Raw genomic sequence first — 12,882 nt, forward strand, 5'->3', positions numbered from 1 at the left:
ATCAGGCGGCGATGGCAGCCTCCCTGGAAAAGCGGTCCACGGCGAACGCTCCGATCGGCAGCGAACTGACCCCGCTCTGCACCAGCTCGGAGACGATCTGTCCGCCGATCGGCCCCAATTCGAAGCCATGCGCAGAGAACCCGAAGGCATGCACCAGATTGGGAGCCTTGCCGCTCAGACTGATGACCGGTATGCCATCGGGCATGAACGCCTCGACACCGGCCCAGGCGCGCACGATGTTGACCCCGCGCAGGTGCGGGAACAGGTCGGTGACGGTGGCAGCGCTATTGGCCAGCTGCATGAAGTCGACCTCGCCGAAGCGGCGCACCACGTCGGCCTGACATTTCAGCGCGCCGCCGATGAGCACCGTACCGTTCGCGAACTGCTTGAAAGAGAGCGGACGTCCTTCGGCACCGACCACCGGATCGACGAAATGCGGCACCCGCTGGGTGATCATCAACATCAGCCCCTGGGCCTGTACCGGCACCGTCTCGCCCACCTGGCTGGCAAAGCCACCCGACCAAGCGCCGGCGGCATTGACCAGCCATGGTGCGGTGAACACGCCGCGGGGCGTGCTCACATACCATTGCTCGCCACGCCGTTCGATCTTCAGCGCCGGGGTCTCTTCATGGAAGACCGCGCCCTGGCGTTGCGCGGCCAGGCGGAACGCCGTCACCGCCCGATAGGGAACTGCGTGGCCATCGTCCTTGGCCCAGATGGCGCCCACCACATGATCGGCCACCGCCGGCAGCAGCTCTCGCACCCGATCAGCGCCGATGATCTCTTCGTGGGTGAAACCCAGCGCGTTGAGTTCGGCCACCCGTTTGCGCTGGACGGCCAGCTCCTGCTCGGTCTCGGCGATCTTGATCTGTCCACTGTGGACGAAGGTGCCGTCCTCACCGACCAGTTCCGGCAGCCGATGCCACAGCTTCAGCGAAGCGACCGCCAGGGGAACCTCGGCATAGTGCCGCCCCAGCGTGCGCACGCCGCCCGCATTGACGCCGGAGGCATGGCGCGCGCAATACTCGGCTTCGAGCAGCGTCACCTTGACCCCGGCACGGGACAAGTGGAAGGCACTGGAAGTACCGTGGAATCCCCCGCCGATGATGATGACGTCGCTGCCGCGCGGCAGCGCTGCATTACTTGGCTTCATGGGCCAGCTCTCCCAGGGTCAGCGGCTTGATCGGCGGGCGGATGCGATAGTAGCCAATCTCTGGCGGCGCGACGCCGCGTGCGTCGGCAATCACCTCGGTCACCGTGAGACCGCACAGCCGCCCCTGACAGGGCCCCATGCCGCAACGGCCATAGCTCTTCACCTGGTTGGGCCCGGTGCATCCCAGCTTGACATAGGCACGGATCTCGCCGGCGCTGACTTCTTCGCAGCGGCAGACGATTGTGTCATCGGCCGGGATGCGGTTCTCCGGCCGGGGGCGATACAGCGCATCCAGCAAGGGCCGGATGCCCAGGTGCTTGCGCATATCGGCATGCAATGGCACAGCCAGCTGGTCGCGTTGCGATGCCGGCAATTTCCCGAGTTGAGCGGCAACGGCCAGGCCGGCCAGCTCGCCCTGCATGGCCGCCACCGTCGCGCCACCGATGCCGCGACCGTCGCCGGCCACGAAGATGCCCTCGACATCGAGCTCGCCCCAGGCATCGGTGACAGGATGCCAGCACAGCTGGGCCTCATCCCATGTATGGGCGGCGCGCAAGGACCAGGTCAATTGCGTGTTGGGCACCACCCCCTGGTGTAACAGCACCAGCGCGGTCTCGATCCTGTGCAGCCGGCCCTGGCTCACGAAACCCAGGCCGGAGGTCTTGTCCGCCCCTAGCACATGCAACTCGGACGCGTTCCTGTAGAAGGGCACACCGGCGTGACGCAATGCGCTCATCAGGGACAGGCCCTTCTTCAGGTAGCTCCAGCCCGCCAGCGCAGCGCCGGCAAAACGAAGCGCGCGACGATAGTCGGCACCGCGGGTGGTCTCGACGATGGCGGCAATCTTCACCCCGGCGCGCAGGTACTGCCAGCCGAGCAGGTAGAGCAACGGCCCGCAGCCGGCCAGCACCACGGGCTGTGACGGCGCCATGCCAGCCCCCTTGAGAAGGATCTGTGCCGCACCGGCGGTCATGACACCGGGCAGGGTCCACCCCGGAATCGGGAACGGCCGTTCCATGGCACCGGTGCACAAGATGATGCGGCCGGCCTTGATCGCCTGTACGCGGCCGTCCACCAGATAGTTGACCTGACGCCCGGTCGTCACCTGCCAGACCGATGCACCGGTGATGTGACGCGCGCCGCAGCCGGCCAATGCCTGGGCCAGCGCGGCCCCGTGCGCGTAATCCGGTCCCAGCAACGTCATCCGTCCCGGCGGCGCCTGTTCGACGCCGCGATAGATCTGCCCGCCCGCTGCGGCCTGCTCGTCGAGCAGCACCACGCTTGCACCATGGCGACGGGCGGCAACGGCGGCGGCCATACCGGCCGGTCCGGCACCGATCACCACGACGTCGGCGACATCGGTATCGAACACCACGGTCTTGCCACCGTTACTGTCCATGGACTGCCTCCATCGATTGTGCCAGCGCCGCTGCGGTATCGCCCGCACTGACCAGCACATCGGGCAGCGTATCCTGCGTGCGAATACGCATACCCGCCTTAACCGGCAGCAGACAGGCCTGCCGGTCAGGCAAGCCATCGATCTCGAGCAGACACTCGAAGCACGCCCCCATCATGCAGTAGGGTGCCCGGCCGGCGCCGGACACCGGCGACTTGCGAAATCGCTGTACACCGGCGGCCAGCAGGGCGGCGGCGACACTGACACCAGCGGGGACAGGCAATGGCTCGCCGTTGAAGACGACCTCTACCATCACCGATGATGCACCGGCGCCGGACAAAGGTTCAAACAGGCATGGAGTGGACATGGTTGGAGAAGAAAAGGAATACCTCAGCAGCAGGAACAGTCTGGATAGTCAGGACAGTCAGAGGCGCCGCACGCTGGACAGGCGACGCCGTGGGTAACGCCGGTCAGCGCGATGACGGCGATCAGCCGGCGGCGGCCACCACGGTCATCTCGACCAGCAGGCTGGAAGCGCCCAGCCTGGCTTCGACGGTGGTGCGCGCCGGGGCGGTGCCAGCCGGCACCCAGGCATCCCACACGGCATTCATGGCGGCAAAGTCGGCGATGTCGCGCAGGTAGACGGTGGTGCTGAGGATACGGTCACGCGTGGTACCTGCTTCGGCCAGCAGACCGTCGATACGCGCCAGCACTTCCGTGGTCTGGACGGTGGCATCGCCCTCGGCGGCCGGACTGTTGTTGGCGGTCTGACCGCACAGATAGACCAGTCCGCCGTAGCTGACGATCTTGCTCATGCGACTGTTGGTGTGCTTTCTCTCGATGGTGCTCAAGGTGTTCTCCTGGAGGGTTGATCAATCAGAATCAGTTGGTTGGTCCGTCAGCCGCCTGGCTCGTCGTTCCGGGCCGTTCAATGGCCGTCCTGCCGGACCATGTGCGGATCGGCCAGCGCCGCCAGCGAGGCCAGCGGTACCGGCTTGAGCGGGGTGCGCACGTGATAGGCGCCGATGTCGGCGGGTGGCTTGCCCAGTTCGGTACTGAGCATCTGCGTCACCGTCAGCCCGCATATGCGGCCCTGGCACGGTCCCATGCCGCAGCGACTGAAGAACTTGGTCTGGTTCGGGCCCTGGCAGCCCAGCTTCGCCATCTCGCGAATGCGTCCGGCACTGACCTCCTCGCAGCGGCAAACAATGGTCTCGTCCGCCGGATTGGCCAGCCATTGCGGCGGGCGATACAGCGCATCCAGGAAAGGACGGATCTTCATCTGCTGTTGCAGTTGCCACTGTGCCGTGGCCGACTGCTCCGCGAACGCGGCTTCGCTCAAGCGTCCCATGACGCGCGCGGCGCCCAGCGCTGCCAGGATGCCGGCCGGTTCCGCTGCCCTGGCGCCGCCGATACCGGCGCCATCGCCGGCGATGCGCAAGCCACGCAGCGAGGTCTCGCCCCAGGCGTCGACCACCGGCCGCCAGGCCATGTTGACGTCATCCCATGCGTGCTCGAGGCGCAGCTGACGGCTCAGCTGGGTGTTCGGCACCACCCCGTGATGCAGCAACACGACGTCGGCGGACACTCGCTGCTCCCCGCCGTTCGCGCGGAAGGACAGGGCCTCGGCACGCGCCTCACCGATAATGCGCACATCGGTCGCGGCAGAAAACATCGGCACCCCGGCGCGACGCAGGCGCCACAGCATCTTGAGCCCCTTGAGCAGGTAGGCCGGAGCCGCCAGGGCGCCGGCCAGATGTGCCATGGCCTTCTGCCGGTTCTCGGTCGGTGCGGTCTGGACGATGGCAGCGACCTGCGCGCCGGCATCCAGCAACTGGCATGCCACCAGCAGCAACAGCGGCCCGGCCCCCACCAGCACCACCGCCCCCTGCGGGACAGAGGCCGAGGTCTTCAGCGCGATCTGTGCCGCACCGGCGTTGAGTACGCCAGGCAAAGTCCATCCGGGTATCGGCGAGGGGCGTTCCATTGCGCCGGTAGCGGCAATGAGCTGCGGTGCACGCACACGCGAGGACTTGCCGTCCTGTTGCACGGTCACCGTCAGGTCATCGGCCACTTCCCACACCATGGCGCCGAACCGACGCTCGACAGCACAACGTTCCAGCCCTTGCGCCAGCGTGCGGCCGTGCAGGTAGTCGGGACCGAGCAGGCGAGCGACGCGCTCCGGTACCTCGGTGATATTGCGATAGATCTGACCGCCCGCGCGTGGCTGCTCGTCCAGCAGCAAGGTCTTCAATCCCTGGGCGGCCGCGGTCATGGCGGCCGACATCCCGGCCGGACCGGCTCCGATCACGATCAGGTCATGGGTGAATCCGCTCATGTCGGCGCCCCCGGGCGACGCGCGCCCTCCGGCAGTTGCACCTGCATGCCGGCCTGCACCTGGACCATGCACGACTGCACGTTCTGCTGGCCGTCGACCTCCACCAGGCAATCGAAGCACACGCCCATCAGGCACAGCGGCGCACGCGCGCTACCGGACACCGCCGTGTGGCGAAACGGCACCACGCCGGCATTGAGCATCGCCGTGGCCAGCGGTTCGCCGGCACGCGCCTGGACCGCCTTGCCGTTGACGCTGATCTCGACCACCGGTCGCGGATCTTCCGCTGCAGTCAACATTGTCTTAAACATCGAATCGCCCCGCTATGAAGGTGGAAATTTCTGCCGGCGGCTGCGCGCCGCGTATCCAGTCGGCAATCGGGCCGGCATGGTTGGCCGCCAGGGTGATGCCGCTGTGGCAGGTGGCCAGGAAGGCGCCCGGGTACTGTGCGGACTGCTCATAGATCGGGAAGCCATCCGGTGTCATCACGCGCAGGGCCCCCCAGGTGCGAACCAGGTTGACCTTCTCCAGCAACGGGAAGTACTTGCAGGCGCGCTGGGCGATGTAGGCCAGCTGGTCGATGCTGGTGCCTTCGTCGAAGCCGGCGTCTTCCTTGGAATCGCCGATCTGCACCACCCCTTCCCCGGTCTGGCGCACACGCCCCGATGGATGGCGCAGGAAGGGCTGCATGCGCTCGGTCACCAGCACCTGGCCGCGGTTGGGCTCAATCGGCGCCTCCAGGCCCACCAGCGGTGCCAGCTTGCGGTTGCCCAGGCCGGCTGCCAGCACGATCTTGCCGGCCACGTGTTCCTCGCCATCGGTCCAGGCATGGAAGCCATCGCTGCGATGTTCGATACGGCTGCAATGCACGCCGTTGCGCAACTCGCCGCCGAGCTGGTGGAAGTTCTGCACCAGCGCCCGTAGCAGGCGCAAGGGGCTGACGTGGCCATCCAGTCGTCCATAGACGCCGCCCACCACCTCGGGGCCGATGTGCGGTGACAGTTCCTTGAGGCTCTGCGGGTCCAGCACATCAAAGGGATAGTCACCTCCGAGCGCGTCGCGCAAGCCCGAAAGCTTTTGTGCGTAAGCGCGCAATTCCTCTTCTTCGAGGAAGAATTGCAGGCCACCCACCTGCGACAGTTCCAGCTCCACGCCGGTGGCGGCGGTAAGCTGGCCGGCGAAGGCGCCCCAGCGTCTGACCGAGGCCATGCTCCAGCGCGCGTAGTCGGGCTTGTCGAGGCCCTTGCCCTGCACCCACACCAGGCCGAAGTTGCCGCGCGCGGCGCGGAAGGCATCGTCGGCGCCATCCAGCACGCGTACACGTTCACCGGCGCGGGCCAGCCCGTAGGCGATGGCCATGCCGACGACGCCGCCGCCGATGACCAGGGTATCGATATCACGCAAGCTCATGAGGTCTTTCCAGCAAGAATGCGGTCCAGTCCGTAGAAGCGGTCCAGGACCACCATCAGGATCAGTGTCAGCACGATCAGCACCGTCGAAATCGAGGCAAGCAAGGGATCGATCGTGTTGGCGATGTGGTTGTACATCTTGACCGGCAGGGTTTCCGTGCCGGCGGAGGCGACGAAGATGGACATGGTCAGCTCGTCGAAGCTGTTGATGAAGGCGATCAGCCAGCCTCCCGCCACGCCGGGGATGATCAGCGGCAGCTCCACCCGGCGGAACACGGTCCATGGTGAGGCCCCCAGCGCCTCTGCCGCCTGTGCGATGGTCCGGTCGAAACCGGTGGCCGCAGCCACCACCAGGCGCAGCACATAGGGCAGTACGATCACGGTATGCGCCATCGTCAGCCCCCATGCGGATCCCGATGCATCGATCAGTGTCAGCAAGCGCAGGATGGCAATGCCCAGCACCACGTTGGGTACCATCAGCGGCGACAGCAGCAGGCCCAGCAGGATGTCGCGCCCCGGGAAGCGGTGCCAGGCGATGGCCATGCCGGCGGGTACGGCCAGCACGGTGGCGGCGGTCGCGGCGGCCACACCCAGCCACAGGCTTCGGAAGAACGCCTCCATGAAGCTGTCGTCCTGCAGGATCGCTGCGTACCAGCGCCAGGATGCCCCATCGAAGGGCATCGAGATGAAGCCCTTGTCGGTGAAGGAGACCATCACCACCACCACCAGCGGCGCCAGCATGAAGACCGCGAACAGCCAGTGGAACACCAGCAGCGAAAACGGTGCGCGACGGTTCATTGGAACACCTGCCTGTAGCGACGCTCGACCAGGCGGTTCACCCCCAGCGAAACCAGCAGCACGATCACCAGCAGCACCACCGACAAGGCAGCGCCCAGCGGCCAGTTGAGGTTACCGAGGAATTCGTCGTAGATGGTGGTGGGCACCACCTTCAGGCGCCGGCCGCCGATGATGGCCGGCGTGGCGAATGCACTGGCAGCGAGCGAAAAGACGATCAGCCCACCCGACAGCACACCCGGAATGACCTGCGGGAACACGATCCGGCGCAGCACCGTGAACAGCCCGGCCCCTAACGATTCGGCCGCCTGTTCGGTCGCGCCATCGAGCTTCTGCAACGAGGCCCACACCGCCAGCACCATCAACGGGACCAGCACATGCACCAGGGCAATCACCACGCCAGTGAAGGTGAACATCATCTTGATCGGACTGGTGATGAAACCCATCGCCATCAGCGCCTTGTTGATCACCCCTTCATTGCCCAGCAGCACGGCCCAGCCCAGCGTACGCACCACCACCGACACCAGCAGCGGCCCCAGCACGATGCCAATGGAGATGGCACGCCACTGCGGCGAGAGCCGGCTCAGTACGTAGGCTTCCGGCACGCCGATGGCGATGCAGATGGCCGTGACCACCAGCGCCATGCCGAAGGTGCGCAGGAAGATGGTGTAGAAATAGTCGTCGCTGGCGATGTCGGCGTAGTTGGCCAGCGTCAGATGGTCGCCCGTGGCGCCGCCCGCGACGAAGGGGAAGAAGCTCAACGACAACGTCACCACCAGCGGCAACACCACGAAGGCCAGGACGATCAATGCGCTGGGCGAGGCCAGCCAGTAGGGAAGTGCGCTCGGTTTTTCCTGCATCTCAGGTCTCCTTGCGCGGTACCAGACGCGCATGCTCCGGCGCCCAGCGCAGGCCCACCTGCTCACCCTCGGCAGACTGCGGGTGGCCGGTATTGGCGTGGGTCAGCTGCACCATGCCCAGTGGCGTCTCCATCTGATACAGCCAGTGGTTGCCGAGAAACACGCGGGCACCGACCCGCCCCTGCAGGAAAGCCTCATCGGCGCTGGCGAACTCCAGTTTCTCCGGACGGATGATGTACTCGATCGGGCCCAGCGTATCGCCTTGCTGGACAGGCAGACGGCAGCCCTTGACCTCGATGAACGCACCGTCATCGCCACGGAGGGCTTCGAACACGTTGGCCTTGCCCAGGAAGGTGGACGAGAAACGTCCGTTGGGTTGCTCGTACATGTCGAAGGGACGACCGATCTGTTCGACGCACCCCTTGTTCATCAGCACCACGCGATCCGACAGCGTCATCGCCTCGGCCTGGTCGTGCGTCACCATGATGGTGGTGACGCCGACCCGGTGCTGCAGGGCGCGCAGCTCGATCTGCATCTCCTCGCGCAACTTGGCATCCAGCGCACCCATCGGCTCGTCCAGCAGCAGCACCGGTGGCTGGATGGCCAGCGCACGCGCCAGTGCCACACGCTGACGCTGGCCACCGGAGAGTTCCTTGGGAAAACGCTTGGCCATGGCGCCAAGGTGGACCAGCTCCAGCGTCGAGGTCACGCGCTTGGCGCGTTCGCCCGACGGCACCCTTTGCATTTCGAGACCGAACGACACGTTCTCGGCCACCGTCATGTGCGGAAACAGCGCGTAGTTCTGGAACACGATGCCCAGACCACGACTGGCCGGCTTGACGCCGGTGATGTTCTTGCCGTTGAGCAGGATGCGGCCGGTCGTGGGTTGCACGAAACCGGCGATCATCTGCAGGGTGGTGGTCTTGCCGCAGCCCGAAGGGCCGAGCAGGCTGATGAATTCGCCCTTCTCGACCGCCAGGTCGAACTGCCCGACGGCGCTCACGTCGCCGTAGCGCTTGGACAGTCCTTGCAAAGTAAGGAAGCTCATGGAGTGTTCCCTGGTCCCGGTCGATCAGCGCTCAACCGCGCGGTTCCAGCGGTTGGTCCACTCGGCGCGCTTGGCATTGATGATGTCGTAGTTCGGCGCCACCAGCGCATTGACCTTGTCGGGGCCCGACACCACACGCTTCATCACTTCCGCTGACAGCTTGACGTTCTTGTTGACCGGACCATAGCCCTGGGTGGTCGCCAGGAGGGTCTGCACCTCGGGGGTCAGCAGGTTCTGCACGAACTGCTGGCCCAGCTTGGATTGCGGAGCACCTTCAATGACACAGGCCGAGGTCATCAATGCCACCGCGCCTTCCTTGGGATACACGAATTCCACCGGCGCGCCCTGGTCGATGACCGACTGCACACGGCCATTGCCCCACACCACCAGAGCCGCTTCACCGGTCTGCAGCATCTCCGCCATCTTGCCCGGAGACGGTTCCCAGGCCAGCACGTTGGGAGCGATCTTCTTGATCATGGCGTCAAAGCCGGGATCGATCTTTTCCTCGCCGCCGCCATTGAGGCGCGCCATCATCACCAGGGTCAGCAGACCGTAGCCGTTGATGATGGGCGGAATCACCACCTTCTGCTTGTACTTGGGATCGGCCAGGTCCAGCCAGGAGGTCGGTGCCTTCCAGCCGTTCTTGGCGAACACTTCCTTGTTGTAGGCCAGGCCGGTGGCGACGAAACCAGTACCGATGGACTTGTCGCCGATCATGCGCGCGTTCGGATAGATATCCTTGGTAGCAGCGTCATCGAGCTTGGCGCACAGGCCCTGGCCCACGGCCTGGTACATGGGGCCGTCATCCATCATCGCCACGGACATTTCCTGGTGGCCTCTCTGGGCCTGCATCTTGGCCAGGATATCGGTCGAGTTGCCCGGCACATACACCACCTTGGCGCCGGTTTTTGCCTCGAAGGCTGGGATGATCTTTTCCTTGAAGGCCTGCTCGACCGAGCCACCGTAACCGCCGACATAGATCGTCTCGGCCGCATTTGCACCTGACGTGGCCATCAGGGCCAACGCCGCCATCACACCAAAAGTTCTGCGCATCACCAGGTTCCCTTTACAAGTCAGCATGAAGAAGAAATGCCTTAGGTAAAAACTGCGTTGCCGCTAAGGTTTTTCTAGTTTATGCACTCACCTGCTTTGAAGACATTAAAATTTGATACGCTGCTTATGCCTAAATGTTATGTGTGCTGGCGCGGTGCAAAATCGGGCTACAACCCGCTTTAAATCACTAAAATGGGCATTGCTGCACCGCGATGATGCATTATTTTTTGCCATTTGATAGCGAGATTGTTATATGCGACATTCAGTGAACTTGCGCCAGATTGAAGCCTTTTATTCCGTCATGCGAGCGGGCACGGTGGTTGGTGCGGCGCAAATAATGAGCGTGACCCAGCCTGCGGTGAGCCGCTCGATTGCGCACCTGGAAATTCGCATCGGCTATCAGCTGTTCGAGCGCCACGGCCGCAAGCTGGTCCCCACGCCGGAGGCGCAGGCGCTGTATGCCGAGCTCGAACCGATCTACGGCAACCTCGATCGCATCGCCCAGGTCGCCCATGACATCGGCCTGCAGCAGGCAGGCGCCTTGCGCATTGCAACATTGCCTGCCCTGTCGCAAAGCCTGATTCCCCGCACCGTTGCCCGCTTCATCGCGGCGCGTCCCCAGGTGTCGGTACTGATCCAGACCCTGCCGTCGCGGCAGATTGCGGAGATGATCGCGACCAAGCAGTTCGATATCGGCGTGGTGGAACTGCCCCTATCGCAGCCCTCCATTTCCATCGAACCGCTGGAGCCGCTGGAGCTCGCACTGGTCATGCCTGCTACCCATCGGCTGGCACGTCGCAAGCGCATCTCCCTCAAGGAACTGGACGGCGAGCGGATGATCATGCTGTCGCGTCACAGCTATATGCGCTATCAGATCGACGACGCACTCTCCAAGCTGCATGTCTTTCCCAGGGTCGTCGCCGAAACACCCAGCTCGCTGATCGCCTGCTCGCTGGTGGCGGCTGGCGTAGGAATGAGCTTTGTCACGCGCGTGACGGCCGAACCGTTTGCAAATGCAGATGTGGTGGTGCGCCCGGTCATGGAGGCCGTGGACGGGCGTTGTGCCATCATCTTTCCCTATCCGGGTAAACGACTGGCGCTGGCAGAGACCTTTGCGGCTGACTTGCGGGACGAACTGCAATTGCAGCAAATGCGCTATGCCAAAGAGGGTAAGGACCGTCCCTAGCATTCCCGGCGTTCATCCGGATCGCGTTCCAGCGGATTGATCAACGAACTCAAGACATGGTCTCGCCACTCCCCGTCGATCATCAGGTAGGAAGCGGCCCGCCCCTCCTGCTCAAACCCCAGACGCTGCAGCAAGGCATGACTGCGCCTGTTCTCCGGCCGATAGTTCGCCATGATGCGATGCAATCCCAGTGTCGAGAAAGCAAAATCAATCGCACTCGTGAGACCTTCATGCATCAGGCCCCTGCCCTCGGATGGCTGGTCGATCGAAAAGCCAAGATGACATGCCTGGAACGGTCCGCGCACGATATTGGTAAATCCGCACTCGCCAAGGATGACGTCCGTGAATCTGTCGCGCAGGAGCAGGTGCAATGATTGCTGCTCTTCCATCCTGCGTGTCATGTCGCGGATGCGTCTTTCCATCGCACCCAGGGTAAAGAAATCATCCGCCTTTTCCGGCTCCCACTGCTTCAGATGAAGCCTGTTGCGCTCGTAGTAGCGGAGCAGTTCGTCGGCCTGGCGGTGCAAGGGTGGACTTAAAGTCAGTCGACTTGTCGACAACAGGATCAAGACTCTCTCCTCATCGGATACGTTGACTTGCACATGGCCGGCTGCCTGATCCTGCCCGCTTGCAGCTACTGACGTGTTGCCGCACGGCGCTGGCTACGCATATAGGAATTCAAGCCCGCCACCAGCACCGAAAAGGTGACCGCACAACGTGCGGCGGTGCGCAGATCTTCATGCCTGGCCACCCAGGTCTCCATGGTGAGCGAAAACTGCCGGGGCAACATCATCTGCCTGAGCTGTAGCACTTGCGTGGCCATCAGGATGTCTTCGTCAGGAGGTGGCGGCAGCGGCAGGGCGAGAGGCACATCCATGTTGCGAAGCAGAGCAAGGATGCCGCCGCATATCGTAGAGAAACCATCATCGTCGTCCTAGGTAGTCCAGCCTGGTGGGCGACACGTGTCAACCTGACGCGAGCCATGCCGGATGTTGAATGCCAGTGCGATACGGGCGCGGCGAAACCGCTCCGTGAGAGTCTCGATCCCTCAGTCGGTGGTAGATGCGGTCGCCGACACGGCGGGTTGGTAGCGTGTTTGATCAATAAGACGGCGCCCTTCGACCGTTGAGAGTTCAATCAACCGCCAGCCATACCTTATCTCGCGTGTGACGCCATCGCTGTGCTGTTGAACCTGGGAAGACAGCATCACATACGAAGACTTTCCCGCTTCGACCTTGACGATCAGAAAAATCGGCTTGTTGACGATGGCGCCAGTGGTATAGAACTTCTTGCCCCACTCCTGTGCAACGACGTGCGGCCCCGGCGTGAGATCAACAAAGGAATAACCGTTGTTGTCCAGCTGCATCGCCGGCACGGCGTCGACCCTGAACTCGGCGCTCACCACCCCCATGTAACGCAGGTCGGGGCGGAATACATACAGTCGCCCCTTGTCCGAGGAAATCGGACCCGCCTCGCTGAAAAGTGGCCCGGTGGCGGAACACGCGGCCAGCAAGCTCAGACAGAACATCATCAATACCGTACGCACATGCCTTGTCGGCGCTCCCCCCGCAGTGATGCTCTTCATTTCCACCTTTTTTCCACCCCTGTTTTTATGTTTGTGGCATGCGCAATAATCGCTACCGCGCT

15 protein-coding genes are annotated in these 12,882 nt (G+C 63.9%); 1 reads left to right on the top strand and 14 read right to left on the bottom strand.

What is annotated here, in order from left to right; all coding sequences use genetic code 11:
* Position 1 precedes the first annotated feature (1 nt).
* The 11 genes from I5R65_RS19785 to I5R65_RS19835 all read right to left on the bottom strand — a co-directional run bounded on the left by I5R65_RS19785 (position 2) and on the right by I5R65_RS19835 (position 10,049).
* Entirely contained in the window at positions 2 to 1,153 is a 1,152-nt protein-coding gene (locus tag I5R65_RS19785; RefSeq protein WP_180666825.1) for an FAD-binding oxidoreductase, read from the bottom strand.
* Positions 1,140 to 2,552 (bottom strand): NAD(P)/FAD-dependent oxidoreductase, encoded by a 1,413-nt coding sequence (locus I5R65_RS19790; RefSeq protein WP_180666827.1) that lies wholly within the window; start codon positions 2,550 to 2,552, stop codon positions 1,140 to 1,142. Before I5R65_RS19790 ends, I5R65_RS19785 begins: the two co-directional genes overlap by 14 nt.
* Positions 2,542 to 2,916, bottom strand: coding sequence for a (2Fe-2S)-binding protein (locus I5R65_RS19795; RefSeq protein ID WP_180666829.1), 375 nt, complete (start codon positions 2,914 to 2,916; stop codon positions 2,542 to 2,544). The genes I5R65_RS19790 and I5R65_RS19795 overlap by 11 nt, the downstream gene beginning before the upstream one ends.
* A 121-nt stretch (positions 2,917 to 3,037) precedes the next feature.
* On the bottom strand, positions 3,038 to 3,364 hold the full coding sequence (locus tag I5R65_RS19800; RefSeq protein WP_180667065.1) for a RidA family protein: 327 nt from the start codon (positions 3,362 to 3,364) through the stop codon (positions 3,038 to 3,040).
* A gap of 113 nt (positions 3,365 to 3,477) precedes the next feature.
* Positions 3,478 to 4,887: an NAD(P)/FAD-dependent oxidoreductase gene (locus I5R65_RS19805; RefSeq protein ID WP_180666831.1), complete on the bottom strand. Its 1,410-nt coding sequence runs from the start codon at positions 4,885 to 4,887 to the stop codon at positions 3,478 to 3,480.
* Entirely contained in the window at positions 4,884 to 5,195 is a 312-nt protein-coding gene (locus I5R65_RS19810) for a (2Fe-2S)-binding protein (RefSeq protein WP_180666833.1), read from the bottom strand. Before I5R65_RS19810 ends, I5R65_RS19805 begins: the two co-directional genes overlap by 4 nt.
* Positions 5,188 to 6,294: an FAD-binding oxidoreductase gene (locus I5R65_RS19815; protein ID WP_180666835.1), complete on the bottom strand. Its 1,107-nt coding sequence runs from the start codon at positions 6,292 to 6,294 to the stop codon at positions 5,188 to 5,190. The genes I5R65_RS19810 and I5R65_RS19815 overlap by 8 nt, the downstream gene beginning before the upstream one ends.
* Entirely contained in the window at positions 6,291 to 7,091 is an 801-nt protein-coding gene (locus tag I5R65_RS19820; RefSeq protein ID WP_180666837.1) for an ABC transporter permease, read from the bottom strand. The genes I5R65_RS19815 and I5R65_RS19820 overlap by 4 nt, the downstream gene beginning before the upstream one ends.
* Positions 7,088 to 7,948 (bottom strand): ABC transporter permease, encoded by an 861-nt coding sequence (locus I5R65_RS19825; protein ID WP_180666839.1) that lies wholly within the window; start codon positions 7,946 to 7,948, stop codon positions 7,088 to 7,090. The genes I5R65_RS19820 and I5R65_RS19825 overlap by 4 nt, the downstream gene beginning before the upstream one ends.
* 1 nt (position 7,949) lies before the next feature.
* The gene (locus tag I5R65_RS19830; protein ID WP_180666841.1) at positions 7,950 to 8,996 is read right to left on the bottom strand and encodes an ABC transporter ATP-binding protein; all 1,047 of its coding nucleotides are present in this window, start codon (positions 8,994 to 8,996) and stop codon (positions 7,950 to 7,952) included.
* Positions 8,997 to 9,020: 24 nt separating this feature from the next.
* Entirely contained in the window at positions 9,021 to 10,049 is a 1,029-nt protein-coding gene (locus I5R65_RS19835; protein WP_231395262.1) for an ABC transporter substrate-binding protein, read from the bottom strand.
* Positions 10,050 to 10,314: 265 nt separating this feature from the next.
* Between I5R65_RS19835 and I5R65_RS19840 the strand changes: the two genes are divergently transcribed.
* Positions 10,315 to 11,235 (top strand): LysR substrate-binding domain-containing protein, encoded by a 921-nt coding sequence (locus I5R65_RS19840; protein WP_180666843.1) that lies wholly within the window; start codon positions 10,315 to 10,317, stop codon positions 11,233 to 11,235.
* Here I5R65_RS19840 and I5R65_RS19845 read toward each other — a convergent pair.
* From I5R65_RS19845 to I5R65_RS19855, 3 genes are all read right to left on the bottom strand, one after another.
* Positions 11,232 to 11,804 carry a GNAT family N-acetyltransferase gene (locus I5R65_RS19845; protein ID WP_231395264.1) on the bottom strand — a complete coding sequence of 191 codons (573 nt, stop codon included), beginning with the start codon at positions 11,802 to 11,804 and terminating at the stop codon, positions 11,232 to 11,234. The two genes, I5R65_RS19840 and I5R65_RS19845, sit on opposite strands and share 4 nt — an antisense overlap.
* 65 nt (positions 11,805 to 11,869) lie before the next feature.
* Positions 11,870 to 12,112 carry a hypothetical protein gene (locus I5R65_RS24495; protein WP_370460924.1) on the bottom strand — a complete coding sequence of 81 codons (243 nt, stop codon included), beginning with the start codon at positions 12,110 to 12,112 and terminating at the stop codon, positions 11,870 to 11,872.
* A gap of 171 nt (positions 12,113 to 12,283) precedes the next feature.
* The gene (locus I5R65_RS19855) at positions 12,284 to 12,820 is read right to left on the bottom strand and encodes a hypothetical protein (protein ID WP_180666847.1); all 537 of its coding nucleotides are present in this window, start codon (positions 12,818 to 12,820) and stop codon (positions 12,284 to 12,286) included.
* Positions 12,821 to 12,882: the final 62 nt, after the last annotated feature.

This window comes from Herbaspirillum sp. AP02 (assembly GCF_015767275.1).
In the GTDB taxonomy this organism is placed as follows: Bacteria; Pseudomonadota; Gammaproteobacteria; order Burkholderiales; family Burkholderiaceae_D; genus Herbaspirillum.